This window comes from Rossellomorea sp. SC111 (assembly GCF_024733565.1).
Taxonomy (GTDB): Bacteria; Bacillota; Bacilli; order Bacillales; family Bacillaceae_B; genus Rossellomorea.
This window is the reverse complement of sequence record NZ_JANIOC010000018.1, coordinates 1-26,290: the sequence shown is the minus strand read 5'-3', so window position 1 is coordinate 26,290 and position 26,290 is coordinate 1. Positions and strand designations below refer to the sequence as shown.

Annotated in this window: 28 protein-coding genes; 16 read left to right on the top strand and 12 right to left on the bottom strand. The window is 41.0% G+C overall.

The annotated features are described in order from the left end of the window. Positions 1-45 precede the first annotated feature (45 nt). The 8 genes from NQ095_RS19350 to NQ095_RS19315 all read left to right on the top strand — a co-directional run bounded on the left by NQ095_RS19350 (position 46) and on the right by NQ095_RS19315 (position 8,314). Entirely contained in the window at positions 46-702 is a 657-nt protein-coding gene (locus NQ095_RS19350) for an SH3 domain-containing protein (protein ID WP_258265078.1), read from the top strand. 1 nt (position 703) lies between these two features. Then, complete coding sequence (locus NQ095_RS19345) at positions 704-2,212, top strand: SpoIID/LytB domain-containing protein (protein WP_258265077.1); 1,509 nt, start codon at positions 704-706, stop codon at positions 2,210-2,212. Positions 2,213-2,463: 251 nt separating this feature from the next. Next, positions 2,464-4,326, top strand: coding sequence for a polysaccharide biosynthesis protein (locus NQ095_RS19340; protein WP_258265076.1), 1,863 nt, complete (start codon positions 2,464-2,466; stop codon positions 4,324-4,326). Positions 4,327-4,348: 22 nt separating this feature from the next. Next, positions 4,349-5,059: an N-acetyltransferase gene (locus tag NQ095_RS19335; protein ID WP_258265075.1), complete on the top strand. Its 711-nt coding sequence runs from the start codon at positions 4,349-4,351 to the stop codon at positions 5,057-5,059. Between the two features lie 14 nt (positions 5,060-5,073). Continuing rightward, complete coding sequence (locus NQ095_RS19330; RefSeq protein WP_258265074.1) at positions 5,074-6,300, top strand: glycosyltransferase family 4 protein; 1,227 nt, start codon at positions 5,074-5,076, stop codon at positions 6,298-6,300. After that, positions 6,301-7,314, top strand: coding sequence for a Rossmann-fold NAD(P)-binding domain-containing protein (locus NQ095_RS19325; RefSeq protein ID WP_258265073.1), 1,014 nt, complete (start codon positions 6,301-6,303; stop codon positions 7,312-7,314). Then, on the top strand, positions 7,241-7,915 hold the full coding sequence (locus NQ095_RS19320; RefSeq protein WP_258265072.1) for a sugar transferase: 675 nt from the start codon (positions 7,241-7,243) through the stop codon (positions 7,913-7,915). The genes NQ095_RS19325 and NQ095_RS19320 overlap by 74 nt, the downstream gene beginning before the upstream one ends. Positions 7,916-8,092: 177 nt before the next feature. Further along, entirely contained in the window at positions 8,093-8,314 is a 222-nt protein-coding gene (locus NQ095_RS19315) for a hypothetical protein (protein WP_258265071.1), read from the top strand. A gap of 79 nt (positions 8,315-8,393) precedes the next feature. Here NQ095_RS19315 and NQ095_RS19310 read toward each other — a convergent pair whose 3' ends face one another. Both NQ095_RS19310 and NQ095_RS19305 read right to left on the bottom strand, forming a co-directional pair. Beyond that, a complete protein-coding gene (locus tag NQ095_RS19310; RefSeq protein ID WP_258265070.1) occupies positions 8,394-9,359 on the bottom strand; it encodes an LCP family protein in 966 nt (321 codons plus the stop codon). Positions 9,360-9,468: 109 nt separating this feature from the next. Then, positions 9,469-10,107: a YigZ family protein gene (locus NQ095_RS19305; RefSeq protein WP_258265069.1), complete on the bottom strand. Its 639-nt coding sequence runs from the start codon at positions 10,105-10,107 to the stop codon at positions 9,469-9,471. 508 nt (positions 10,108-10,615) lie between these two features. Here NQ095_RS19305 and NQ095_RS19300 point away from each other — a divergent pair. Further along, entirely contained in the window at positions 10,616-11,758 is a 1,143-nt protein-coding gene (locus NQ095_RS19300; RefSeq protein WP_258265067.1) for a sensor histidine kinase, read from the top strand. Positions 11,759-11,787: 29 nt separating this feature from the next. Then, entirely contained in the window at positions 11,788-12,465 is a 678-nt protein-coding gene (locus NQ095_RS19295) for a response regulator (RefSeq protein ID WP_254652408.1), read from the top strand. A gap of 212 nt (positions 12,466-12,677) precedes the next feature. On the opposite strand, the gene NQ095_RS19290 is transcribed toward NQ095_RS19295, so the two are convergent. Further along, positions 12,678-15,053, bottom strand: a complete 2,376-nt coding sequence (locus tag NQ095_RS19290) for an immune inhibitor A (protein ID WP_258265066.1) — start codon at positions 15,051-15,053, stop codon at positions 12,678-12,680. A gap of 314 nt (positions 15,054-15,367) precedes the next feature. Here NQ095_RS19290 and NQ095_RS19285 point away from each other — a divergent pair, with 314 nt between their 5' ends. From NQ095_RS19285 to NQ095_RS19275, 3 genes are all read left to right on the top strand, one after another. After that, positions 15,368-15,913: a signal peptidase I gene (locus NQ095_RS19285; protein ID WP_258265065.1), complete on the top strand. Its 546-nt coding sequence runs from the start codon at positions 15,368-15,370 to the stop codon at positions 15,911-15,913. Between the two features lie 61 nt (positions 15,914-15,974). Beyond that, a complete protein-coding gene (locus NQ095_RS19280; protein ID WP_258265064.1) occupies positions 15,975-16,697 on the top strand; it encodes a CalY family protein in 723 nt (240 codons plus the stop codon). A gap of 59 nt (positions 16,698-16,756) precedes the next feature. Continuing rightward, positions 16,757-17,581 (top strand): hypothetical protein, encoded by an 825-nt coding sequence (locus NQ095_RS19275; RefSeq protein WP_258265063.1) that lies wholly within the window; start codon positions 16,757-16,759, stop codon positions 17,579-17,581. A 118-nt stretch (positions 17,582-17,699) separates the two neighbouring features. Here the strand turns inward: NQ095_RS19275 and treR are convergent, their stop codons facing one another. After that, positions 17,700-18,422 (bottom strand): trehalose operon repressor, encoded by a 723-nt coding sequence (gene treR / locus NQ095_RS19270; protein ID WP_258265062.1) that lies wholly within the window; start codon positions 18,420-18,422, stop codon positions 17,700-17,702. Positions 18,423-18,540: 118 nt separating this feature from the next. Here treR and NQ095_RS19265 point away from each other — a divergent pair, with 118 nt between their 5' ends. Beyond that, positions 18,541-19,149: a Cif family virulence factor gene (locus NQ095_RS19265; RefSeq protein WP_258265061.1), complete on the top strand. Its 609-nt coding sequence runs from the start codon at positions 18,541-18,543 to the stop codon at positions 19,147-19,149. Positions 19,150-19,179: 30 nt separating this feature from the next. On the opposite strand, the gene NQ095_RS19260 is transcribed toward NQ095_RS19265, so the two are convergent. The 8 genes from NQ095_RS19260 to treP all read right to left on the bottom strand — a co-directional run bounded on the left by NQ095_RS19260 (position 19,180) and on the right by treP (position 24,399). Next, entirely contained in the window at positions 19,180-19,347 is a 168-nt protein-coding gene (locus NQ095_RS19260; RefSeq protein ID WP_258265060.1) for an aspartyl-phosphate phosphatase Spo0E family protein, read from the bottom strand. Between the two features lie 70 nt (positions 19,348-19,417). Continuing rightward, positions 19,418-19,645: a hypothetical protein gene (locus NQ095_RS19255; RefSeq protein ID WP_258265059.1), complete on the bottom strand. Its 228-nt coding sequence runs from the start codon at positions 19,643-19,645 to the stop codon at positions 19,418-19,420. Positions 19,646-19,656: 11 nt separating this feature from the next. Next, complete coding sequence (locus tag NQ095_RS19250) at positions 19,657-20,040, bottom strand: DUF4176 domain-containing protein (RefSeq protein WP_258265058.1); 384 nt, start codon at positions 20,038-20,040, stop codon at positions 19,657-19,659. Positions 20,041-20,095: 55 nt separating this feature from the next. Continuing rightward, on the bottom strand, positions 20,096-20,332 hold the full coding sequence (locus NQ095_RS19245; protein ID WP_258265057.1) for a hypothetical protein: 237 nt from the start codon (positions 20,330-20,332) through the stop codon (positions 20,096-20,098). 106 nt (positions 20,333-20,438) lie between these two features. Further along, positions 20,439-20,564 (bottom strand): hypothetical protein, encoded by a 126-nt coding sequence (locus tag NQ095_RS19240; RefSeq protein WP_258265056.1) that lies wholly within the window; start codon positions 20,562-20,564, stop codon positions 20,439-20,441. Between the two features lie 4 nt (positions 20,565-20,568). Beyond that, on the bottom strand, positions 20,569-20,799 hold the full coding sequence (locus NQ095_RS19235) for a DUF5082 domain-containing protein (RefSeq protein WP_258265055.1): 231 nt from the start codon (positions 20,797-20,799) through the stop codon (positions 20,569-20,571). A 187-nt stretch (positions 20,800-20,986) separates the two neighbouring features. Next, positions 20,987-22,672 carry an alpha,alpha-phosphotrehalase gene (gene treC / locus NQ095_RS19230; protein WP_258265124.1) on the bottom strand — a complete coding sequence of 562 codons (1,686 nt, stop codon included), beginning with the start codon at positions 22,670-22,672 and terminating at the stop codon, positions 20,987-20,989. A 311-nt stretch (positions 22,673-22,983) separates the two neighbouring features. Next, the gene (treP, locus tag NQ095_RS19225; protein WP_258265054.1) at positions 22,984-24,399 is read right to left on the bottom strand and encodes a PTS system trehalose-specific EIIBC component; all 1,416 of its coding nucleotides are present in this window, start codon (positions 24,397-24,399) and stop codon (positions 22,984-22,986) included. 504 nt (positions 24,400-24,903) lie between these two features. Here treP and NQ095_RS19220 point away from each other — a divergent pair. Together NQ095_RS19220 and NQ095_RS19215 are read left to right on the top strand one after the other, a co-directional pair. After that, positions 24,904-25,821: a peptidoglycan endopeptidase gene (locus tag NQ095_RS19220; RefSeq protein ID WP_258265053.1), complete on the top strand. Its 918-nt coding sequence runs from the start codon at positions 24,904-24,906 to the stop codon at positions 25,819-25,821. A gap of 256 nt (positions 25,822-26,077) precedes the next feature. Continuing rightward, a partial coding sequence (locus tag NQ095_RS19215; protein WP_258265052.1) for a hypothetical protein occupies positions 26,078-26,290 on the top strand: 213 nt, incomplete at its 3' end.

Below are 26,290 nucleotides of genomic sequence, written 5' to 3'. Positions count from 1 at the left end.
AGATATAAAAGTTATTTAAATTTAATTGAATTTTAGGAGGACGAAATGAAAAAGAAAGTTGTATTATTAATTGCTGTTTTTATTCTTGGGACTGGTTTTGGGTCTATTATGACTGTGGATACAAAAGCAAATACATCAACAGTACTAGCGAGTGTGGAATGGGTAATTTCAAAAATCACTCCAATGGAAAATCGAATAAATGAATTAGAAGATAGGGTTGATAATTTATCATCTGGGGGTGGCAATACTCCTGAAACACCTGTTAGAGGAACATCCGATGTCATTACCACTACAAACACTTCGGTAAAGCGCGGTGCTTCAGCTGGCTATGAAGATATGGTGGTTGTTCCTAAAGGGACTATCCTATCATACTATGATACTTACAAAAATAGCATTACAAATGAAAAATGGTATCTTGTAAAACTTTCAAATGGTAAAGTAGGCGCTGTATTATCACAAAGCTCAACGATTGATGTTGACGGTGATACCTCTACATATGCAAAAGTAGTAATAAATGAAAATACCCCTGCAAGAAGAGGGGCATCTAAAGATTATGCGGTTTATCAAACTTTAACCACTAACACCGTTTTGACTTATATTAGTACGTATAAAGATCCTTCTGGCCAAGGCTGGTATATTATTAAGTTATCTGATGGACGAAGTGCGGCGATTCTTTCGGATCATGCAGAGGTGGCAAAATAGAATGAGAAGGTTCTTTGCTTGTGTGTTAGTGCCTATCATCTTATTAGGATTTACTATGAACCAAAAAGTCAATGCTCAAATTTCTCCTGTAAACCATCAACAACCAATTTCGGTTGAAATATATAATTCTAATAATATATCTTTCGAACTAAAAGGACTATACTACTTTATAGATTCCAATAATGTAAAGATATTATTAAGACCGAATTTAAATGTAGGTTTGAGTTCATCCGCAAATAGTGTAAGCGCCAACTTTGGTGCGTTCAATCAAAGTTCGGCTGAATTAAAGTTTGAGGAAGCTTCAACGGAGTCGAACTTAATAGCCTTTTATAATACCACTGGAGCAAAGAAAAATGCAACATCCTCCGATCCTGATGTTGTAAAGTATTGGAACGGTGAAGCTGCGGAGCTGGTAACTGAAATACCAGGGTGGTACATCATTAATGCTAAGAATGGTAAGCAACTAGCAGTACCGAATAATTCAAATGTAAAAAAGATAAGTGCACCTGCATATAATTCTGTCACTTTCAATAATTCCGGCAAAACTTACAGAGGTAATATTGAATACGGAACTTCAAAACAGGTTATTAATTCACTTGGGATGGAATATTATCTTAAAGGTGTCATTGCAAATGAGATGCCTGCGAGTTGGCACTCGGAAGCATTGAAATCACAAGCAGTGGCAGCAAGAAGTTATGCATATGTAAAAAGTAAAAGAGGGGTTCTAACTAGAACAGTCTCCAGTCAAGTCTATAATGGGATGGATTCCGAGACGTCTAGTACAAACAGTGCTGTGGACAGAACAAAGGGAAAAGTGGTTAAGTACAATGGAACGGTAATCGAAACGTTCTTCCATTCTACATCAGGAGGAAGAACGGCCAATGTTGGAGATGTCTGGAACTCTAATCAGGCATATTTCCCTTATCTAATAAGTGTAGAGGACACATTTGAGGATTCGCCTTATTCTAATTGGGCATTTGCATTCAGACCTAGTGAATTATTTTCAACTTTTGGTCTTCCGGAAGATACGATTCTTTACAATTTATCTACAGAATCAAATAGCTCCAATGGAGAGGTTAATTCGGTAATATTGAAAACATCCAGAGGAGATATAAAAAAATCCGGAAATGAATTGACGATTAGAAAATTATTCCCGACAAATGGAACATATGGTTTCCTTTATAGTAGTTGGTTTGACATTACATCTTCACCAACTTATACGGTTAAGACAAGTTCAAGTGAAGATGTTCAATACAATATCGCGAACCAGCCTATAAAGACCGCTGACCAAGATGTGAAGATCTCCTCGGGGAACATCAATATCCAAATGAAGGATAGCCGAATCTCTTCACCAGTAGATCCTAAGGCTATCGTGGTCCAAGGTAAGGGGTTTGGTCACAGAATAGGCTTAAGTCAGTATGGAGCTAAGGGTTTCGCTGAAAATGGGTGGACTTACGACAGAATCATCAAGCATTATTTTCAAGGTGCAACACTGGAGCCTCTTTATTAAAAATTGTTAATATGTTTTATAAACACACATCATGATTGTAGTTTATATGTTAAACTGCGTTCATGATGTGTTTAGTATGTCTTGAAAAAGAAACATAAATGTATCAATTCTGGTAATAAAAAGTAGTTTTAAGAGGTAATATTACGTAAATATTATAAGTAGTAGTATATAGTCAATTATCAACAATTCTTCACTTTGTATGTTATAATACAAGTTGAAATTTATTGGCTAAATTTGAGGAGGCACCTTAAATGAATTATAAAACGAGAATGATGTCTTTGTTTTTTATTGATTCAGTAATAGTTTTATTTTCTATATATATGTCACACTTTTTTTTGAATCCATTTTCAGCTTATATAGTCAATGAAATGATCATTATTACTTCAATAACTTTGCTAATCGGTCATCATTTCTTTTCATATGTATTTGGTTTATATAGGAAAGTCTGGCGGTATGCCAGCATGGATGAGTTAGTTGGTCTCTTTATGGTCGTCACCTCTTCAATAGTGTTGACAGCCATAGTTCAAAAAATCACCTTCAACAATATTTATTTTAGGGGTCTTTCACTGACGTACATGCTTCACATTTTGACTTTAGGAGGTATCAGGTTCTGGTGGAGGTTTTCATCTGCAGTCACATTCTCGATTAAGTCTAAAGGAAAAATACCTACAAAACGGAAAAGAACATTAATCATCGGTGCAGGATCTACAGGTAGAATGTTACTTGGACAATTAAAAGACCATCCAAGCACAAATTTGGAACCGGTTGCCTTTCTAGATGATGACAAAAAAGTACAGAACCTGAAGATAGGGAATCTGCCGGTAGCAGGTACCATTGAAGATATGGAGAGCATTGTTACCAAATATAAAATCGAACACATTGTGATTGCCATTCCATCGTTATCTAAGCAAGAAATCAGGAATATTGTAACCGAAGCGAAGAAAGTATGCAAAGATGTTCAGATATTGCCAATGATTGGAGACTTAGCTGCAGGGAATATTTCAATTAATGAAATAAGAGATGTCTCGATTGAGGATCTTTTAGGAAGAGAACCGGTAGAATTAGATATCGAAGGAATTGCCAATAAGATTGAAAACCAGGTCGTCCTGATTACAGGAGCGGGTGGTTCAATTGGATCGGAATTATCCAGGCAATTATGCAAATTCAATCCTAAAACCGTTGTTTTACTGGGGCATGGAGAGAATAGTATCTATACCATTGAAATGGAATTGAAATCCAAATACCAAGGTGAAATTGAATTATTAACAGAAATTGCTGATATTCAAGATAGAGACAAAATATTCAATATCATGATGAAATATAAACCTGCATTTGTTTATCACGCAGCAGCGCATAAACATGTTCCATTGATGGAAAGAAATCCTGAGGAATCCGTAAAGAACAATATTTTTGGAACGAAAAATGTTGCTGAAGCAGCTGATATGGCTGGAGTGGGGACTTTCGTTATGGTATCTACTGATAAAGCGGTAAACCCCACAAGCGTTATGGGTTCAACAAAAAGAATTGCCGAGATTATTGTACAGGATATGGCAAAGTACAGTACAACCCGATTTGTTGCAGTCAGATTTGGGAATGTCCTTGGAAGTAGAGGGAGTGTGGTGCCACTATTTAAGAAGCAAATTGCTAAAGGTGGGCCACTAACCATTACTCACCCTGATATGACAAGATACTTCATGACAATTCCAGAAGCGTCAAGGCTTGTAATCCAGGCAAGTGCATTAGCAAAGGGTGGGGAAATATTTGTACTGGACATGGGAGAACCTGTTAAAATAATCGACCTGGCTAATAATTTGATCAAGTTATCAGGTTACGACAACGACGAAATAAAAATCGAATTTACTGGTATGCGACCCGGAGAGAAATTATATGAAGAAATCCTTAATCCCAATGAAATCCATCCTGAACAAGTTTTCGAGAAGATATACATTGGAAAGTCAACAAATAAAAATGCCCATGAAATCATCTTGTATATTAATGAATTATTAGATGACCAAGATAAACTGAGAGACGCACTTATTGGCATTGCAAACAATGAGTTGTTGTTGACAGATGAAAATTGTCCCAGAAGCTTAGTTGTAGACACACTAAAATAAATCTTTGACAGGAGTTTATAGAATGAACACATTAATTAAAGGATTGAATGTAATTATTGGAGAGGGAGTTACAATAGGGGAAAATGTAAGCATTGCAAACAATGTAGTGATTAAAGCTGGTGTAACAATAGGGAGCAACTGTATTATTCAAGACAATGTGGTTATAGGTAAGAGCCCAACTAGAGCAAAAACATCCATATTACCTGAGGTTAAGCAACTTCCTCCAACAGTCATTGGATCGGGTGTTACCATTGGTACTTCTTCTATCATTTATGCAAACGCAACTATCGAGGATGATGTATTCATCGCAGATTTAGCTACCGTAAGAGAAAGGGTAGTAATTGGCATGGGTACAATCGTCGGACGTGGGGTATCAGTGGAAAACGACTGTAAGATAGGTTCAAAATGCAAATTAGAAACCAACAGCTATATCACTGCTTATTCAGAACTTGGCGATTATGTATTCATAGCGCCTTATGTAGTCACAACTAATGATAATTACATGGCCAGAAGTAAGGAAAGATTGGATAAATTTAAGGGTATAACGATAAAAGATGGTGGCCGCATAGGAGCAAATGCAATCACCCTACCTGGTATCACTATTGAAGCAGATGGTTCCGTAGCTGCGGGAAGTGTAGTAACCAAAGATGTAAAGAGGGAAGAACTAGTATTGGGCTCCCCGGCTAAAAGAATACGGAATGTACCGGAATCACAACTACTAAGAAATCAATAAAAAGAGGTAATAGTGTGAATATTTGGATTTTTAATCATTATGCTGTGGGTCCTAATTCTACAGGAATTACAAGACATCTTGATTTAAGTAGAGAATTAGTCAAAAAAGGGCATAAAGTAACCATATTTGCTTCTTCATTTAATCATTGGAAAAGAAGTGAAACGGTAGAATACAATACAAATCAACGCTACAAAATAAAAGAATATGATGGAGTTCGCTTTATCTGGATGAAGACTCCAGCTTATTATAAAAATGATTTCAAAAGAGTGAAAAATATTCTCTCATACTCCAGGCAGTTAAGCATGGTAACTTCTAAAATGGATGATAATCCAGATATCATCATAGGCTCATTGATGCATCCATTGGCTGCGATGTCAGGGTATTTGATTGCTAAAAAGAAAAATTGTAAATTCTATTTTGAAGAAAGAGACCTGTGGCCACAGTCATTGATTGATTTAGGAAAAGTATCACCAAGTAATCCTGTCGTCAAAGTCCTTTCAAAAATGGAGTTATTCCTTTATAAAAAGGCTGATAAAATTATTGTTTTATTTGACAAAGCCCCAAAATATGTGGTATCAAGGGGAATTGATGTTGAAAAAGTAATTTACCTCCCTAATGGGGTGGATATGAATCGATATCAGGAAGCATCAGATGATGTATCATTATCTGAGAATCATTTATTGCTATCTCCAGAAAAATTTAATGTTATATATACAGGTGCTCATAGTCTTGCCAATAATTTAGGTGCAATATTAAATATTGCAAAGAAAATCTCTTCTATTGATCCAGAAATAATGTTTACAATGGTCGGAGACGGACCGGATAAGAACAGTCTAATCCAAAGAGCAAAAACTGAAAATATCAACAATCTAAAATTTATTGAAGCTGTACCAAAAGAATCTGTACCAAGTCTACTCAAGCAAGCAGACATCGGAATCATATCAATGAAGAATGCTGAAGTTTATAAATGGGGAATTAGCTTAAATAAAATGTATGATTATATGGCAGCAAAACTTCCAATCGTCATGTTATCGAACCTAGAGGATACCATAATTAGTCAACATGATTTAGGGTATGTAGAAGATTCTGAGGATGAGGTTGTAAAGAACATAATACATTTAAAAAATAGTCCTGACAAAACAGACAAATTGGGAACACGAGCTCGCGATTTTGTTAAGGATACCCATTCTTGGGAAAAGTTAGCTGAAAAACTTCATGTAGAAATGTGCAAAGGTAAGTAAATGAAACGTGGTGTTAAGATGAGTTTTATGAACATAATTGAACAAGTCTTGGAACATAATCCAAGGTATTTATTTATAGGCTCAACTGCAAGAGATTCTGAAAAGATCAGTCTGTTGCCTAATCGATTCATTAACAATGAACTGGCCATGAGCATTTTAGTTACAGATGAAGAAATTTGTGAGCAAATCATAAATAAATTTGATGGGGAAATTCCTACAATCTTTGCAGATACAGAATCAAAGCAGGATATTAATATCTATCAAAAAGCTCTTACAATGGTCAAAAATTCCGAGTTGCTACCTTACAAGCCAAATGATATGACAGTAGAAGCAACTGATATTTTAATTAATAATATCTATGGAAAGGATATTTATGGAAAAAGGATCCTTGTTCTCGGTACGGGTAACATTGCTGTTAAAATATCCCTTCGTCTTGCAGAAAGGAATTGCAAGGTTTTTATAAAAGGAAGAAATAGTCTAAAGGTTAGTAATATAGTGACTGTTCTGAACTCTATCCTTCCAAGATATTCAAGTAATAAAGTTGAAGCATTTGAAGAAAATATTAATCAACTCGATACATTGATTTCTTTTGTAAGCGCAGAAAGAGTCATTTCAAGTGAGCTGTTGCTGCATATGAAAGACAATGCATATGTCGTTGATGGGGGAATAAACAATCTAAGCGAAGACGCAATATCCAATTCCTTTGATAAGAAATTGCAATTTATTAGGCTGGATACTAGAATCGGGTTGCCCTTTGTTGAAGCATTTTCAAATTCAGTTAATAGTGAATTTTTCAAAGAAGTAATCGGTAAAAAGATTATAGAAGGTATTGACTGCGTATCAGGAGGAATCATTGGAAACAGAGGTGACATTATTCTTGATAAGATTGAGTTTCCTACTCAAATTGTAGGAATAGCCAATGGGATTGGAGGTTTGTTGAATGAAAGAGAATATAGCGCAAAAAATTGGCAGCAGTTATCAACCATCAAAAAATCTATACTTTATAGCAAGTAAGAGATTTTTAGATGTTTTTTTAAGTATTGTTGCATTAATTATTTTTTCTCCTATCTTTTTATTTGTTAGCATCCGAATCAAATTAGACGATGGTGGTCCAATCTTTTTTAAACAAGAAAGAGCTGGGAAAAATGGAGTGCCTTTTCAAATTTATAAATTCCGTTCTATGAAGATTTCCAACAATAATAGCACGCAATCAAAGAGTCCATATGATTGGGAAGATGGTGTGCCGGACGATTTCATCTTTAAGAGTACCAAAGACTTCCATCCGTCTGTCACAAATATCGGCAGAATAATAAGAAAATATAGCTTGGATGAACTGCCTCAGTTCTTGAATGTATTAAAGGGTGATATGAGCGTTGTTGGTCCACGTCCTGAGATAACAGATATCACCAAGTGTTATAATTCGCATCAAACTAATAGATTATTAGTGAAGCCAGGAATAACAGGATGGGCACAAGTGAATGGTCGAAGTGAAATTCCTCATGGAGAAAAAATTAAATTCGACTTATTTTATGTCAATAATCAAAGTTTAATCTTAGATTTAAAAATTATGTTCCTAACAGCCATTCAGGCATTGGTTGCAAAAGATGCCATATAAAAAACCTTCCTTTTATAGGCTCTTGATAATCTGATAGGAACTTTGAAAACGGTGTTGAATGAATATTCAACACCGTTTTTTTATTGGGGGTAATCTTATGAGGTACGGCAAAAGGCAAAGTCAAAAAGTTGAAGTAACCAAACTCCTTCACAATACTGAAATACACATCAAGAAGAAATGAAAAAGATCAAAGAGGAATTAGAGAAAATAAGAAAAGAAATTGGGAAGCGAAGCGCGGACGCAAGCCAAATCGAAACGAAAACTCAAATGGTATCAGTTGTGACAACGGATCAGCATGTCGGTGTATTAAATCTTTCTGGAAAATTTCATGGCCCTCACTATTTAGCTCATACCACCATTGAGCAGCACATGGAATTATCGGTGATATTCATAATATAAAAGGGAAAGGAGGCTGCGCTCCTTTCCCTTTTATCAACAGCCCCTTCTAGGACAGTTTTTTATTGATTCGTTGGTTTTATTATGGTGTGTAATTAAGATGGTCTTGCAAATCTGATATTATTTCATCTGTTTTTTCTTCATCAGGAATAAAATAGTAAATGCCATCAATATATTTGTCTTCACCCTTGAATTCTTTTGAATTTATAGCTGATTTGGAAAACCCTTTATACTTTTGGGCGAAAGCAAGACCTTCTTTGACCTTCATATTTGTTTCGATGTTATCTCCGATTTGATAAGCAATGTTATCAATTTTCAGAACTGTTTTGGGAGATAATGCTTTATTAAGGAGACCTGTGACAATTTGTCTTTGTCGTTCATTTCTCCCAAAATCCCCTCTGGGATCCTTTTTACGCATTCTTGCATATACTAGAGCTTCCTCACCATCTAGTTTTTGTTTTCCCTCGGTAAAATAAAATTTTTCTCGATCTTTATTGATATCATAGAAATCAAAAGGAACGTCAACGGTAACGCCGCCTAATTCATCTATAATATTTTTGAATCCTTTAAAATTTACAGTAACATAATAATCTATAGGAATTTCAAGGAAGTTTTCAACGGTTTCTATGGTCAGATCTTTTCCTCCATAAGCATATGAATGGTTAATCTTATCTCTACCATGATCAGGAATATCTACCAGGGTATCCCTGGGGAGACTGACCAGATTCATTGTCTTATCTTTTGGATTCAATGTGGCCACCATTATTGTATCTGTTCGACCTTTATCATATTTATCACTGTAGTCTTCCACTCCTAAGAGAAGAATAGAGAATGGATCATCAGATACATATATTTTTTCATCTCTAAGTTTTGACTTTTCTCCTCTTTCCACTCCACTATAGGTATTATCAATAGCCGAAAAAGACTTATATCCAATAAGGCTGACTATACTAATCGTAAATAATAAGAAGAAAAACAAAGTCAGGATGATTCTTTTTCGTCTCTTTTTCTTAATCATACGTTTATGTCTAAATTTGTTTTCTTGCATTCAATACCATCCTTTAAAAAGTAATCCTAAAAACAACTCATTATACAATTATAATCGATATTGGAATATTTTTAAATGATAAGTAATATTACGTTTCCTTTACTTATCGCTATACGTTTAATAAATATTCAAGATATTCCGAATCCCCCTCGGAAATCTCACCCTGCCCATTCGTAAGCTCCGTCATCCAATCAACAAACTGATCCTTAGATGCTTCCTCCACATATACTTCAACTTCAACAGCATCCAAATAATGAATGTCTTTCAATTGATAGTGAGACGACCGCACTTCATTTTCCACCTTGCCCAACCACGTATAATCGATCTTCGTCTTCATGATCCGCATAAGCCGTCTTTCGACAATCCCAGTGACGTTGAGCCCTTCCGAGGTAGCCCGTCCATACGCACGGATCAGGCCGCCTGCCCCAAGCTTGATCCCGCCGAAATAACGTGTCACCACAACGACGGTGTCCTTCAAATCCCGCTTCTTCAATACTTCAAGCATGGGAACCCCGGCAGTCCCACTCGGTTCCCCGTCATCATTAGCTTTCTGGATCAGATTCTGTTCTCCGATCATATAGGCCGAGCAGTTGTGGTTGGCATCGTGATGCTTCTTTTTGATCGTTGCAATGAATTCCTGGGCCTCTTCCTCGGTTTCCACCCGATTCACATAAGTGATGAATCTTGAACGTTCGATATTGATTTCATTTTCTCCGTAACCCTTGACGGTATTATACTGATGTAGCAAACTCATTTCTCCTTTCACGATTGCCGCAACTTGCGACAAAGTACGCGCCTTTATCCTAATTCTACTATATAGAAAAATGGTGAAGAATGCACAATTCTAGGTGTTTATCGAGGTAAAAACTGGTTCTACATGAAATAATGGTAATACAATGTAATCAAACTTTAATCTCCGACAATATGTGACATGGTATAATGGACGCTGATAGTAATACTTCAGTTGTTCCAACGCTTCTTTAGGGAAGCCGAATGGTCTAGATAATTGCCATAGTTTCTCTATTATTCCTGGAGCGAATAATCCCTTGGTAGAGGTATTACATAGGAATATGCCTAGATGAATAAAGGAATTTCGTGACTTTCCATTGAATTGATAATAGGTACTATTTATTATAGATGAATAGTAGGTCTATGGACGTGATGTCCCTGAGCTTATTAAACCGATTATTACTATATAAGGATAGTGTTCATGAAGCTAGGCGGACGACTATTGTGGAACAAAAGAGGGGTGTACCGTGTCACTTAAAAAAATAGACACCAAGATGTTGGATAGCATCCTGAAAAAGATGGTCGATACGGTTGACGAAAGTAAGGATGAGATCTTCCAGATTGGGGAGCAATGTCGAACTGATTATGAAGATTTGATGAGAGAATTACTGGAAGTGAAAGAAATGGTCCTGAAGGTGATTGATGAAGGAGATGATCTCCAACAGAAATCGAAGTTTGCCCGGCTCAGACTATCTGAAGTCAGCAAGCATTTCCAAACCTATTCAGAAGACCAGGTAAGAGAAGCGTATGAGAAGGCTCATGACCTGCAGATGAAGCTATCCATGAACAGACAGCAGGAGAAGCAGCTTCGGAATCGCAGGGATGAACTGGAAAGACGCTTGCAGGCACTCGGGGACACGATTGAAAAGGCAGAGAATCTCTGCTCACAAATATCCGTCGTTCTCAATTATTTGAATAGTGACTTAAGGCAAGTGGGTGAGGCGTTAGAAGACGCGAAGCAGCGGCAGGATTTCGGTCTCAGGATCATTGAAGCACAAGAGGACGAGCGGAAACGCTTATCCCGTGAAATTCATGACGGCCCTGCGCAAATGATGGCAAATGTGATGATTCGCTCGGATCTGATTGAACGAGTATTCCGGGAGAAGACCACTGATGATGCCATCACGGAGATCCGCGATCTTAAACGGATGGTCCGCTCAGCCCTGTATGAGGTCCGCCGCATCATCTATGACCTCAGACCAATGGCGCTTGATGACCTCGGGTTGATACCGACCCTCAAAAAATACTTGAGTACAATCGAAGAGTATAACCAGGAGACATCCATACAGTTTGTGAATATGGGGCTCGATATCAGACTTCCTTCCAAATTCGAAGTCGCTTTGTTCCGGTTGGTACAAGAAAGTGTCCAGAATGCCCTTAAGCACGCAGAAGCCACGCATATCCAAGTTAAAGTAGAAGTAAAGAAAGATCAAATAACAGTTGTCATCAAAGACAACGGCAAAGGATTCGATAAAGACACACAGAAAAGAGGATCCTTTGGAATCATGGGGATGAAAGAACGTGTCGACCTTCTCGAAGGAGACATCACGATTGACTCAAAAGTAGGGGCAGGGACGGTCATACTGATCCAGGTTCCTCTTAATACGTAAATTTTCGAAGGTTTAGGGAGGCGAAAGACATGGCAACAAATATTGTTATCATTGACGATCATCAGCTTTTCAGGGAAGGGGTTAAACGAATCCTCGAATTCGAACCTTCTTTCAATGTAGTAGCAGAAGGTGATGACGGTTCAGAAGCGATGAACCTCGTCGAAACACATGAACCCGACGTAGTCCTCATGGATATTAACATGCCTGAGATAAACGGCGTGGAAGCAACTCGTGAATTAATGGACAAGTACCCGGATACGAAAGTCATCATCCTGTCCATCCACGATGACGAGAACTATGTGAACCATGCGTTGAAAACAGGGGCTCTCGGTTATCTATTAAAAGAGATGGACTCAGATGCTTTAGTAGACGCAGTAAAAATTGTTGCTGAAGGTGGTTCATATGTCCATCCTAAAGTGACGCACAACCTGGTTGCTGAATACAAGCGCCTGGCTAATGCTCAAAATTCAGGTGGATTCCAACAGTCCGAAGTTCGCCGCCCGCTTCACCTGTTAACGCGCCGCGAGTGTGAAGTCCTGCAAATGCTTGCAGATGGTAAGAGCAACCGCGGCATTGGTGAAGGCTTATACATCAGTGAAAAGACTGTTAAAAATCATGTAAGTAATATACTTCAAAAAATGAACGTGAACGACCGTACCCAGGCAGTCGTGACTGCGATCAAGAACGGTTGGGTGGAAGTACGATAAGTACCGGATGATAGATAGAGTATTGTTAATTTGTTGTTGAGAGAGCGGCCCTTCCTGGTGGAGGGTCGTTTTTTTGGTTTGATTTCAAGAGAGAGGGATATATATACAGTTAGTGAATGATGTGACCATTAATAGAATCCAAAAAATGCCTGGACAAGTAAAGAACCGCTCCTTGTCCAGGCGTTAATCTGTTATTGTGTCATTTTATTATTCTACTTCGACAAAATGATCGAACCGACCGATTTGTCTTTTGCTTGATCATTGACCAGAACCTTCAGTCCGTAATGGCTGATATTACGGCCGGCATCCGGCAGGTAGGAGTTGTTATAATCCTTCATATCGTTAAATAAAGGAACTCCGCGCTGACTTGGGAACGTCAGGGTTTGAGTAGGGTAAATCAAGTTCAATCCTGACGTCGGCATGAAGTTAAACGCTGCATCTGCCACATGGTAGCGACTTGAAGCCTTAACTCCAGTATTCCAGACTAAATTCGTGTCATCGTGGGCATCGACGACTCCAAGGAACCCGTCACCAGGATGGATGCCTGTCCAGTTATCAGTGTACGTATCATCGACATACCAGACGACAAGGCCGCCATCATAGCTCATCAATGAGTTGCCACGTGCGATGTGGGCAAGACCTTTGTCCACACCTTGATGGTTACGCCATTCCATTAAGTAGTAGTGGTCGACATATTTATTTCCGTCGGAGCGTTCGAATCCATTAAGTGTGAATGGTGTGTTTGTCGATTCTCCACCATCACTGAATACAGTTGCCCCATCTGCCACAACCTTGATGTTGTCAGCAAAGAATCCAGTCAGACTTGTACCCCAGTCAGTTGCATAACGCAATCTTAATTTGATTTTTTGTCCTGCATATTGATTTAAGTCGAACGTTTGGGCTTTCCAGCCATTGGAATTACCTGTGAAGCCCGGCATTGAGTTCAAAATGGTCGGATACCCGTCTGCCACTACATCGCTTCTTGTGTTTTCATTCCCTAAAGACTTCCATGTGGAGCCATTATCCGTTGAAACTTGTACAAATCCAAAATCCCATTGTTCTTCAATATCATACCAAGCGTCGAACGTCAGCTTTGCAGAGGATTTCCCTGTTAAGTCAACATCCGTCACCATGTTCGTATCGATTTCATCTTTCTGGCCGCCCCAATATTCGTAGCTTCCGGAGGCAGGGGTATTGATGGCTGTCTTCTTCTGAGGTAAATTCACTTGAATCGCCTGATGGTTTTGTCCATTAGGAGAATTCGCCTGATCCAGAAGGAAGGTCGTTCCTTTTTTCTTTAAATCTTCAAAGTCGATAACGGTCGGTTTCGTCCAGTTTCCACCAAGTGTCGATTGTAAGTAAGATTTAGCCCACGGGGAGAAACCAGTCGGTTCCGTACCTGGCACTTTACCAGCCCATGATCCCGCAGACATGATCGACCAATATTCGACCGCATCCCCTTCACCTGAATAGATTGTGTCATACTCATCCGGTAATCCTAAGTCATGACCATATTCGTGAGCGAATACACCTGTTGCACCATCTTCTGGCATCATCGTGTAATCATAGAATCCAGGCTTACCATTACCAAGTCCATCCGTGTCAACGAATACGGCAGATCTGTGAGACCAGATGGCATTATCAAATAAAGAACCGCCTCCAGCTTCCTGTCCCATACCTGCGTGAATGATTTGAAGGTGATCGACCAATCCATCCGGCTCCCAGTAGTTACCGTCTTCATCTAAATCATGTGGGTCTTCCAAGTCATAATCCTCAAGGGGTATTCCTGCTGCAAGTGCCGCAGCATAAGTATCTTTTACTAATTGTTTCGATCCACCCGGAGTCACATTATCATGACCTCCTGATGCTTTGTCAGCTCCGTAATACTTCGCTGTACCAGGAACTTTGAGCCAACCATAAGCGTTCCCTTCGACTGTGTACGTCCCGCCTGATTGCTCTTCATAGTACTGCTTTTGGGACACGAAATTTTCTCCATTTGGACCCGTTACGCCATCTTCGCCAAAGATCATTTCTTCGAAGTGCTCCGTATTGTAATCAGCGTAGTAGTTATCCGTTTCGCTTGGTTTGATATTGTTATGGGCGAAATCCGAGTACTCTACCATTATGGTAAGAAGCTTTCCTTTTTTAGCTATTCCCGGTGACGCTGATTCCTTTACGGTATCAGGATGTTTTGTACTTCCTTGTAGTTTGCCGCTGCTCTTTTTACCGGCATCTTTGAAATTCTGATGCTTTTCGGATTCAGCAGCCTTCGCCTTAGGTGCGATGGGATCCTTACCACTGGCATCTTCCACTTTCTTTCCTTTGAGTTCGATATACTTCTCCAACGCTTTTTGCTTGGAGGCATCAGAAGCCTTGGATGAAATCTTCCCTTGCTTGATTAATGATGCCAGCAATCTCTCATCATTGATCAACGCAGCATCCAATGTCCCAATGTAATGTGAATCCGTTTTATTTACTTTGCTTTCTGTCACTACACTTGCCGACACAGACGAACTGACTGGAATCCCAGCGAATAACGTTCCTGCCATCACAACTGAAGTGATCCCTGTTTTGAATAGCTTGTTCATACGTAACCCCCTAAATGTTTTTTGGTACATTCCCATATTATTCTATTAAAATTCACAATTCTAGAAGAGTCGCTCATCAAATTACGACATATTGAAAGGGTGTATTTCGTAGGGACCGAACCTCACTAATCGTCATTTATGCACTTCAACCCTTATCCTATCTCGGTTTCGATTGTTCGATATAAAGAATTTCCCGCTAAAATATTTTGTCGTATTTTAACGAACGTTTTTGTTCGTTATAACGTTGACACTTTTATCCAAGTCTAGTAAATTTGTGATTACAGGCGATAACTTCAATGGGAGGATGTGATGAATTGAAAAGAAAAATGTTGAAAATGTTCACTTATCTCCTGTCGATATCCGTTCTTTGCTGTATTGTATTTCTCTTATTCGTCTCTTATCAAGCACAACAGAATCCGAGTAAGATTCCATCTTTTTTTGGGTATAAGCCGTTAACGGTCCTGACAAACAGTATGGAGCCCAAGATCAGTGCGGGGGACATGGTCTTTGTAAAGGAAAAGGATGCTATGAGTGTGAAGGAAAAGGAAATCATCACCTTCCGGACCGCCGATCAAAAGGTCGTCACTCACCGGGTGGTAGATGTCACTCCTGAAGGTTTCCTGACAAAAGGGGACAATAACAATGTAGAAGACAGCTGGAAAGTGAAACCTGATAGTTTGATAGGGGAAGTGGCCGTCATTCTGCCGAATGCAGGGTATGTGGCGAAATTCATTTCGAGCAAAATAGGATTTTCCCTGTTTGTTCTGCTGCCATTCCTATTATTTATCCTGATTGAAGTATTTGAACGCACCAACAGATATTTCAACAGGAAGGAAGATACTGCATCATCAAAGGTTTAATCGTATCCGGGTTCAATGAAAGAAAAATAGAGTATACCAAAATCGAGGAGGAAATCATTTTATGAAATCAGTTAAAAAAGCATTATTGGCAACATCATTGGCAGGGGCTTTAGTGGTAAGTGCAGGATATGGTACATATTCTTGGTTCACGTCCAGTACATCGGCAACGGGAACCATCGATACGGGAAATCTATCGGTGAATAACGGAGAAGCCATCACGACACCTCTATTTAACGGTGAAAAGTTCGCTCCGTCACAAGTGATTTATGGAGATTTTATTACTCTTGAAAATACAGGAGACCTAAAGCAAAACTTAAAACTGACGTATACCGGCTCCGTCGATAAAGCTTCTGCAGATCCGTATAAAATCTATTATATGGCTTTTAAATATAAAGCAAAGCCTGATATGGATGAAATGAATGATTGGAGAATGGCGTGGGAAAAAGGCTTCTTCAACGGAAATCACAATCCACAGATGAGCATGTCGAAGTCAGCAGTGGCTGCATTGCCTAAAGGGGTAGAGGTCGTTACTGGAGAAGCAACGGTGGAAGAAGTGCAGGCAATGTCGACTCTTGCGAAATCTTCTTCCGAGGGAGATAAGACCTTTAAGTTCGGTAAAGACGAGTTCTTCACGCTGGAAGAAGATCAATACATCACAATGGCATTCGATGTGAAACTTGATCAGAGTGCAGGGAACGAGTATCAAGGGGCGAAATATAACGGAAATCTAATGGTTCAGGCGAAGCAGACAGACCAGGGCGCTAAATTCGAAAACAAGAAATAATGACTGAAGGATGGGGCAGTCGCACTCAGGCTGCCTTTCTTTATTGAAAGGAGAATCTAATGAAATCGCTGCATAATGGATTAAAAGGGAATCGAGCCCTTATCATGATCTGCACCTTCCTTATCCTTTCCTCTATCTATTTCATTTCAACTGCTTTAAACAGTTTACCAGGAACATATGCGTGGTTCACATCGGAAACGAGTGCATCGGGCACCATTCAAAATGCCACAACGGAAGACATGTTGCAGATCGGGTCCTCGGAAATCACATATGGTGACGACTGCTCCATTGAACATTCACTATCTGTCAAAAATATATCGGATATGAGTACGAAGGTGACCATCTCCTTTCAATCCGGTAGCAGAGAGGAACTGATCGCCAGCCAAAAGCTGAAACCGGGTGAATCTTTTAAAACGGCACCGGATGCCATTTCAGACCGTAGCGGTGGGTGTGAGGCAACGTCTGTGGACTATCACATCAAGGGATTTATCAATTATGTGGATGAAACCTTCAGCGTAGCGGTGGATCCTGCGAAAATGATCCAACCAGTCGTTACCCAACCAGAAGAAACGAAAGTGGAAGATAAGGCGAAGGATCAAGATGAAACGAAAGTAGAGAAGCCAGAAAAGGCAGAACCTGAGGGAGAAGCAGCTGAAACCGCGGAGGAATCTCCTGTAATAGAAGAAGAGGAAGAAACGGTGCCGCCTGCTGTTGAGGAGCCCGAACAGGAGGAAAAGCCGGCAAATACACCTCAAGTAGAAGAAGATGAAAGTAGTAAGGAGCAACCAGAAGAAAAGGTAATAGAAGAAGCCAAGGAAGAAAAGCAAGTTGAAGAAGTGAAAGAAGAACAGTCGGAGCAAGCCAAAGGTATAGCTGGTGAATGAAACCTTATGATTAGTCCGGGCAATTTACTGACGGACTGATTTTTTTTGATTATTAGAAAGTGAGCAATTGTATCTTCTTCATAAAAAGTCCACTCCCCAACCAGGAAGTGGACCCACCCTAATGCTTTCTCCGTGCAAAATCAACAAACCGGAACATATCCAGCCTGTGGCGCGATTCTGTATACTCAAACAGTGTGGCATCTTTTAAATGGACATAGTTCTTTACGACGACCACATGATCATACTCATTCAGGTCCAGGTATTCCCGGTCCTCATCCGTACACTCTTCCACCACGATTTCTTTTTTTGCAAAATCGATGGGTAGTCCGAGATCCCCTTCGAGATATTCATAAATGGAGTTCTCACATATTTCCTTTGTCAGCAGAGGGACTTGTTCTTTTAGGAAATAGGACTTGTCCAAAATGATCCTCTCGCCTCCGATTTTGCGGGAGCGGACGACTTTCCAGATTTCAGCGTCACGGGACGTCTCGAGTTGAGTAGCGATCCCGTCATCTGCTGAGATCAATCCGAAGTCGTGGACGAACGTTTCGATCTGATCGCGTCCCATGGAAGTCTGAAGCTCTTTGAAGCTTACAAGTCCTGAAATCGGAAAGCTCATACGTGACACGTCGAGTACGAGGGAGCCTTTTCCGCGCAGTTTTTGTATCAGTCCTTTTTGAGCGAGTAATGTAAGCGCTTTACGAATGGTCTCACGGGAAGTGGCGTATATCACTGAGAGCTCGTTTTCCGATGGCAGGATCGAATTCGCTGCATACGTGCCGTTCTGTATTTTTTCAGAGAGATCCTCAAAGATTTGTTGGTATTTATTGCTTTTCGTCATAATATCACCTGCTATTATTTTACCATAATTATTAGGATGAAATGAGATTCAACTTGAGTGTTGCGAATATTTTCAATAGAATGGAGATAGTGCAAATTTTAGAAAAGGGTGAAGAGCATTGTCGAAACAGCATTGGAAGAAAATCATGTTGGGAATTGGCGTGAGCACGTTATTATTGGGTGCTTGTGGGGCAGACGAAGAGAAGAAGGAAGACAAAGAGACGGCAAAGAAGACAGAAGAGGTCAGCCCGAAAGATGATCCTGCGACTGATGAGGCGGCATCCCTGACCCAAATGACGCAGATCGTGGAGGACGCAAGTGAGCTGAAGGAAGCGGAAGGGATCCCGGAAGAAGAAAAAACGGCGATCGACGCAGCTTTTGATCAATATATCAATGCCTTTAACGAAGAAGATTTCGATTCATACATGAGTGTCATTTCGAAGACACCGGTGAACTTCAAGTACGAAGATGAAGAGCGCTATGTAAAGCAGATCTTTGATAGTGTCGATTCGAAGCGTACCGTGGAGAATGAGAAGATCATCAACTATGCCGGCAAGAAAGCGGATGTGTATGCTGAGATTACAGCAACAACGAAGGATCCGAACAGTGATAAGGAAGTGACCCGTTCAGGGAAGCAGGTAACCGTCTTCCATAAGAAAGAGGATGGATGGAAGGTTGCGGCGATTTTCTTCTTGGCCAGTGAGGGAGAAGATGAAGCGACGGAATGATGAAGAAAGGCTGTGCCCGGGCACAGCCTTTTATTTTTGATTCAATTGGTGGTAGAGGTTAAATAGTTCATCGAGTTCCTGACTGAGCTTCACCGTCGCGGGATGTGAGAAACCATGGTATTGGGCAAAGTATTTTAGTTCCAGACGTTTTGATTCCATTTCATGAAGAAGATGTTGATCTTTTTCCGTGGCATTCATTACAGGAACTCCTTTTTCTCTTTATTATCCCATTAAAGTATTTAAATGTTAACCTTAAATTAAAACAGGTTTACTTTTTAAAAAATTTAGAACGGACCACCAGTAAAAGAATTGCAAAGCCATAGTTAACCACGGCTATGACCATGAAAGCAGGAAGCTGTTCTGGCATGGAAGTGCCGGTGAAAATGGCAGGGCTGATGATGGCCAGTGGCATCGTTCCGCTAATGAATCCCATGATGGCAAATACAAGGAGTCCGGTCCGGATGATTTTTCTAAGGCATGGATTGTCTGAGAACATAGGTACACCTCCTAGTAGGTATTTTCCTCACGGTCGGCTTCTTCACGGATTTTCTTATCTTCATCCGTCACGTAGCCATTATGTAAAACCTCTTCAATCAAGTTCCTGTTAAAGAAAACATTGTAGTCTGGCGAAATATTGCCTTCCGGGTAAGGAACCGCAATATAGTCAAATTGTTTATTCGTGCTCACCTGGATTTGATTGTAACCGTAAATCATGACCGATTTATCCATTTTAGACAGTTTGACTACCGTTCCAATAGGGAGAAGTTTAGTCGGATCCAAGTTTTCTTCCTTAACTTTTTCTTCCTTTTTAGGTTCATCTGCAGTGGTCTGGCTACAGCCCAGTAAAGTGAATGTGATAAATATAAGCATTAATAGATATTTAATATTCATCTTGATTCCTTTCTTTGTTCCCGTTTTCCTTTATGTCCGATTGTTGGGTGGAGTCTTAAACCCCTTCTTTCTTAAAAAATTTTGAGCGGACCAAAAGTGCCGCTACACACGTCCCGTAAAAGAATAAGGCCATCATGGTCAAAGGAAGGCTAACAAATGACAGCTGATTTTTTGGAATCACCCATATGAGTAAAACGGAGAACATGGCAGTTCCGCCTAAACCCATTAATATAGTGTACAGTAATAATGCAAAGCGCACTGCTTTCTTAATGTTATGGTTGGTTGTTTCCATGAAGTGACTATCACCTTTTTACTGTTTTTTACTTGCTCGTCTCCGTGGCAGCCTGAATGTTCTTCAAGGATTCATTGATTTCACCCATGCGCAGGATGGCTCATGGTCATCCTTCCTTTCTTTGTTCCTGTTCGATACGGGCACGTTCACTGGCGATACTCGTTTCGAGGGACTGGATCTCTGTCCGGAGTGAGGCGATTTTGTCTTCGATGGTACTGATGGCCGTATCCATTTGGTTATGAGAAAGGTCTATGTAGGAAAGTAAACATATCTTCCCTGATTTCCGTGAAAGCTTTGGCTAATGTACCCTGCCAGGTAGTGGGGCTAAGGTCCGGTGCCGTAACGGATGATTGATGCTGAAGAAATTCACCTTGAAGGGCCTTGAGGCTGGAGTGGGAATTTCTCAATCGTACAAGCTGCTCTTTTTTCTCATGGAGCTGGGAAATCAAATATGATAAATAGGACAAGACTTTCATCCCCCTTATTAATAGTAAACACGCTAATTAATGGTATCAAATGGAAATAGTGGTTGGGTATGGGTGAATTGTACTGAAGTTGACTTCGTGACATAACTACCATATACCCATATTATGGATTTTTAATCGTCTTTACGTGAAAAAAGGCATTGCTCAAAAGAACAATGCCTCATCTTCTTTATTTTGTTAATCGGAACACCACAGACTCATAAGGACGAAGCGAGATTTGAGAATAAACATTCCTTGCATCCTCATAATTCGAAATCAGAACCTCACTCGACCAGCCTTCCACATCCACCTCATCAGGTAGCGTGAACTCCGTCTCGCGAGCATAGAAGTTATTCACCACAAGCAGCTTTTCGCCGTCGCCATTCCGTACATAGCCAAAAATGTCAGGGTGATCTTCCAGGATCAGCTGGTAGTCACCGTCGACAATGATGTCGTATTCCTTACGGAGGCGGTTCAGCTTTTGGTAGTGATAGAAGACTGAGCTTTCATCTTCTAACGCCTGCTCTGCATTGATTTCCTGATAGTTCTTCGCAACAGGGATCCAAGGGGTGCCGCTTGTGAACCCGGCATTCTCGTCACTGTTCCACTGCACAGGTGTCCGTGAGTTGTCACGGGACTTGTGTCGGAGGATCTCGAGGATCTCTTCTACCGATTTTCCTTGTTCCTTCAATATATTGAACGTATTGAGGGACTCCACATCACGATACTCGTCGATGCTTGTGAACTTCGGATTCGTCATCCCGAACTCTTCCCCTTGATAAATATAAGGGGTACCCTGCATCATATGGATCGTCGTCGAGAGCATCTTCGCTGATTCGTTACGATACTCTCCGTCATCACCGTAGCGGGACACGATCCGCGGCTGATCATGGTTGCACCAGAAGAGGGCGTTCCAACCGCCGCCTTTGTACATTTCACGCTGCCAGGTAGACAGGATGTCCTTCAACTTCAGGAAATCGAAGTCAGCGACCGACCATTTCTCACCGTTCGGGTAGTCCACTTTCAAGTGATGGAAGTTGAACGTCATGCTGAGCTCATTGCGCTCCGGGTTGGAATACTTGATACAGTTGTCGATCGTGGTGGAAGACATTTCCCCGACGGTCATGATGTCGTATTGAGAGAATACTTCCTTGTTCATTTCCTGCATATAATCATGGACCTTTGGCCCGTCAGTGTAAAACTTGCGTCCATCACCGGGAGCGACCGAGCCGTCATCATCAGGGAAATCCTGATCTTTGGAGATGAGGTTGATCACGTCCAGACGGAAGCCGTCGACACCTTTCTTCAGCCAGAAATGCATCATGTCATACAGCTTCTCGCGGACCTTATCGTTCTCCCAGTTCAAATCGGCCTGGGTGACGTCAAAGAGGTGAAGGTAATATTGACCCGTTTCCTCATCATACTGCCACGCATTGCCGCCGAACTTCGACTGCCAGTTGGTCGGTTCGGAGCCGTCCTCTTTGCCATCCTTCCAAATATAGAAGTCACGGTACTCATTGTCCTTCGACTTACGAGACTCGATGAACCACTGATTCTCCGTCGATGTATGATTGATTACGATGTCCATGATGATCTTGATGCCGCGGGAGTGTGCTTCCTCCAGAAGCTCATCGAAATCCTCCATCGTCCCGTACTCTTCATGAATGTTGAAATAGTCGCTGATATCATAACCGTTATCATTCTGAGGAGACTTATAAATAGGCGTAATCCACACCACATCGATCCCAAGCTCCTTCAAATAATCAAGCTTCGCCGTAATCCCCTTTATATCCCCGACGCCATTCCCCGACGTATCATAAAAACTCTTCGGATAAATCTGATACACAACCGACTTCTTCCACCAAGGCTGCTTCATACCACCTGCACCATCCTTCACATATATTTGAGGGACGGACCTCACATTTTCTGCTCATCCGTCTCATTTATTTCATATCATCATTGTTCTAATGCATTTTTAGAGGGACGTACCTTCCATTCTCCGTCACAAACCCTTAACTAATAGGAAAAGACGCTTCAAAACAAGCAGATTTGAAGGCCCGTCCCTCTAATGAAAAAGGGGACAAACATCCCCATCACTATCCTTTTCAGGCAAGTGCTAAGAATTCATTTGTCCCCCTTAGTTTAACTTGTATATACAAGTTGGTGCAACTGTTTTCTCTCTATTGCTTAGGCTACTTCGTTTTTGCTGAATTTGGACCAGATCATTGTCAGTGTGAATGGTACGACGATGGCGATGAGCATTCCGATGGCAAATGGTACCCAGTACTCTGACTTGATGGACAGAATACCCGGCAGTCCACCGACGCCGATGGAGAATGCTTTCGTACCTGTCATGGCAAGTAACACACCGCCGATGGCAGAACCGATCAACGCCGAGATGAACGGATATTTGTAACGTAAGTTAACCCCGAACATCGCAGGCTCTGTAATGCCAAGATAAGCGGAAAGGGCAGAGGTTCCTGCCAGACCGCGCAGTTTTTCGTTTTCTTTCTTCGCCACAAACATCATGGCGAGTGCCGCAGAACCCTGTGCAATATTGGATAGTGCCAGGATTGGCCACAGGAAGGTTCCGCCTGCATTTGAGACGAGCTGTAAGTCTACCGCCAGGAACGTATGGTGCATACCGGTAATAACCATGACGGCGTATAAACCACCGTACAGGAGACCACCTAACCATGATACGTGATCGAACACCCACACGACGCTATCCGTCAGCACGTTACCAATGAAGAAGGTCACAGGTCCGATTAGGATGAAGGCGGCAAATCCGGTAATCAAAAGGGCCACCGGTGCCACGACTAAGAGCTTGATGGAATCATGAACTCTCTTATCCAGGAACATTTCAATCTTCGCTAATAGATAGGAAGCGAATAGGATCGGTAAAACTTGTCCCTGATACCCGATCTTGTCGACTTCAAATCCGAATAAGTTCCACGTAGGAATCTTTTCTGCACTTGCATAAGACCAAGCGTTCAATAAGTCCGGATGAACAAGCATAAGACCTAATACGATACCGAGTAATGGACTTCCGCCGAAACGCTTGACTGCTGACCAACCGATCAACCCTGGCAGGAACACAAAGGCCGTGTTGGCTATCAAGTTAATGATCGAGGCAAAATCAGCCCACTGCTTATGAACATCGATGACCGATTTCTCATCATAGAAAATCCCCGGTCCGGTCAGAATATTATTCAGACCCATCAACAAACCGGCCGTTACGATCGCCGGAAGGATCGGAATGAAGATATCCGCCAGGACCTTGATCGCGCGCTGCAGGGGATTCAGGTTCTGAGTCGCGGCATCTTTAACATCCTGTTTCGATGCCTGCTCGATTCCTGTTTCCTCAGCCAAGATTTGATACGCTTTATTCACAAGACCTTGTCCGATGACAACCTGGAACTGACCGTTTGAGGAGAAGGAACCCTTCACCAAATCAATGGCCTCTAATCTTTCTTTATCCACTTTCTTCTCATCGTTCAGCACCAGCCGTAGACGAGTCACACAGTGAGTGGCCGTGCGGATATTATCCTTGCCGCCAATCGCTTCAATGATTTCGAGAACGTCTTCACGTTTCACGCTCATGAATTTCCCTCCCTTGGAATGGTGAAAGGTGACAGGCACCCTTCATAAAAGCATTGTACCCGCTTTCATTTCTATTTAATGGATTCCCCTAATTCGTATGTGGAAAACGCTTCGAACCATGCTTTTAGCATAAAAAAACGAAACGCTTTCATTTTGTCCGGGGTGTTGTATATACAAGATATACTTTTATTGTATTCATGTATATACAAGTTGTCAATGAAAAAGTGTAGCCGTTTTCATTTTGCAACAGATAAACAACCTACAAAAAAGGATCAAGGGTATTATGATGTAGAAATGTATGGAGGAAAGTACGAAAGTACTCACTCTATAAACGGCAACCCAAGGGAGTTGGAAACAAAACCATAAAGTACCAAACCTTATAATACTGGGGTTTCTTCCTGATTTTTCTTCATATAAGAATATTAGCCTATTAAAATATTTGTTGCTTTCATAGATAATGGACACGCACTAAAATTCGACACTATTTATGAAGGAGACATTTTTTTGAAGAAATCCATTATTGCCTTTACTGCTGCTGCACTAGTCTCGACAATGGCTGCCAACTCTACGGAAGCGGCCACTTACCGCGTACAATCAGGTGATTCCCTTTCCGTGATTGCATATAAATATGATACATCGGTTTCAAACCTTAAGAGCTGGAATAACTTAAGCTCCAACACGATCTATGTAAACCAAGTCCTGGAAGTGTCTAAATCAACAAGTACTTCTGCTAAAACATATACCGTCCAATCTGGTGACTATCTATCAAAAATCGGAGCTAAGTTCGATGTGTATGTTTCTGAATTGAAATCATGGAACAACCTGAAGAGTGATGTCATCTATCCTGGTCAAACGTTGATTGTTTCATCCGGCGGAACAACTACGCCACCACCTTCAACGGGATCAAGCACATACACTGTACAATCGGGTGACACACTGTCTCACATCGCCGTACGCTATGACGTCAGTGTGTCCGACATCATGTCCTGGAACAACCTAAGCTCAAGCACCATCTATGTTGGTCAAAAGTTATCCATTAATGGTTCTTCCGGTGGATCTGAAACACCAACTTCAAACGTTGTCGACATCGCCAAGAAATATGTAGGAACACCATACGCATGGGGAGGCACATCACCATCCGGCTTCGACTGCAGCGGATTCATCTACTATGTCTTCAACCAGGCGGGACAATCGATTGCACGAACGAATACAGAAGGTTACTATAGCAAATCCCATTTCGTATCAAGCCCGAAAGCTGGCGACCTTGTGTTTTTCGAGAATACGTATAAAGCCGGCATCAGCCACATGGGGATCTACGTTGGGAACGGGGAATTCATTCACGCGTCCGACAGTGGGGTAGTCGTTTCGAAGTTGAGCAATACGTATTGGAATCCGAAGTTTGTCGGGTATAAGAGATTTTAAGTTGGATTAGAGCGTCCTGCCTTTTAACCGGTGGGGCGTTTTTTTATTTGGTTTTAAAGAAAAAATTCTACACTAAATCACCATGTTAAATAATCCTCCGGCATGAGGCACCTATCTTCTGCTCCCTCTCCAGCCATGGGAATACCCTGCCTATATGGTAAAATGAGACACTATTTCAACACAATAGAAGGACATTCCATCCAATATCTAGAAAACTACTACATACAGAAAATGCAGTAAAAGGGGAGAGTGGAACATGAGCAGGAAGGTAGTCGGCATCATCATAGGAAGTGTCCTATTTCTAACCGCATTAGGAGTTTATATAGCAGTGGGAACCCTGGATATAAACCGCTCGAATAAAAGCGGAACAGGGAAGGAATCAACGGCGGATAGTATAGATCAGCCCGCATCCGCCGGTGTAGAGGATCAGGGGAATCAACAGGCAGAAGGAAAAGATGGCAATCCCTTC

What these genes read in the sequence shown, in the direction of transcription:
- NQ095_RS19335 (WP_258265075.1), top strand. Translation starts at nt 4,349, where the DNA reads ATGAACACATTAATTAAAGGATTGAATGTAATTATTGGAGAGGGAGTT.
- treC (WP_258265124.1), bottom strand. Translation starts at nt 22,672, where the DNA reads ATGAAGCAGCCTTGGTGGAAGAAGTCGGTTGTGTATCAGATTTATCCG.
- treP (WP_258265054.1), bottom strand. Translation starts at nt 24,399, where the DNA reads ATGAGCGTGAAACGTGAAGACGTTCTCGAAATCATTGAAGCGATTGGC.
- NQ095_RS19340 (WP_258265076.1), top strand. Translation starts at nt 2,464, where the DNA reads ATGAATTATAAAACGAGAATGATGTCTTTGTTTTTTATTGATTCAGTA.
- NQ095_RS19350 (WP_258265078.1), top strand. Translation starts at nt 46, where the DNA reads ATGAAAAAGAAAGTTGTATTATTAATTGCTGTTTTTATTCTTGGGACT.
- NQ095_RS19295 (WP_254652408.1), top strand. Translation starts at nt 11,788, where the DNA reads ATGGCAACAAATATTGTTATCATTGACGATCATCAGCTTTTCAGGGAA.
- NQ095_RS19260 (WP_258265060.1), bottom strand. Translation starts at nt 19,347, where the DNA reads ATGAATGCCACGGAAAAAGATCAACATCTTCTTCATGAAATGGAATCA.
- NQ095_RS19315 (WP_258265071.1), top strand. Translation starts at nt 8,093, where the DNA reads ATGAAAAAGATCAAAGAGGAATTAGAGAAAATAAGAAAAGAAATTGGG.
- NQ095_RS19325 (WP_258265073.1), top strand. Translation starts at nt 6,301, where the DNA reads ATGAAACGTGGTGTTAAGATGAGTTTTATGAACATAATTGAACAAGTC.
- NQ095_RS19345 (WP_258265077.1), top strand. Translation starts at nt 704, where the DNA reads ATGAGAAGGTTCTTTGCTTGTGTGTTAGTGCCTATCATCTTATTAGGA.
- NQ095_RS19290 (WP_258265066.1), bottom strand. Translation starts at nt 15,053, where the DNA reads ATGAACAAGCTATTCAAAACAGGGATCACTTCAGTTGTGATGGCAGGA.
- NQ095_RS19255 (WP_258265059.1), bottom strand. Translation starts at nt 19,645, where the DNA reads ATGTTCTCAGACAATCCATGCCTTAGAAAAATCATCCGGACCGGACTC.
- NQ095_RS19320 (WP_258265072.1), top strand. Translation starts at nt 7,241, where the DNA reads ATGAAAGAGAATATAGCGCAAAAAATTGGCAGCAGTTATCAACCATCA.
- treR (WP_258265062.1), bottom strand. Translation starts at nt 18,422, where the DNA reads ATGACGAAAAGCAATAAATACCAACAAATCTTTGAGGATCTCTCTGAA.
- NQ095_RS19275 (WP_258265063.1), top strand. Translation starts at nt 16,757, where the DNA reads ATGAAATCGCTGCATAATGGATTAAAAGGGAATCGAGCCCTTATCATG.
- NQ095_RS19280 (WP_258265064.1), top strand. Translation starts at nt 15,975, where the DNA reads ATGAAATCAGTTAAAAAAGCATTATTGGCAACATCATTGGCAGGGGCT.
- NQ095_RS19310 (WP_258265070.1), bottom strand. Translation starts at nt 9,359, where the DNA reads ATGCAAGAAAACAAATTTAGACATAAACGTATGATTAAGAAAAAGAGA.
- NQ095_RS19250 (WP_258265058.1), bottom strand. Translation starts at nt 20,040, where the DNA reads ATGAATATTAAATATCTATTAATGCTTATATTTATCACATTCACTTTA.
- NQ095_RS19245 (WP_258265057.1), bottom strand. Translation starts at nt 20,332, where the DNA reads ATGGAAACAACCAACCATAACATTAAGAAAGCAGTGCGCTTTGCATTA.
- NQ095_RS19240 (WP_258265056.1), bottom strand. Translation starts at nt 20,564, where the DNA reads ATGGATACGGCCATCAGTACCATCGAAGACAAAATCGCCTCACTCCGG.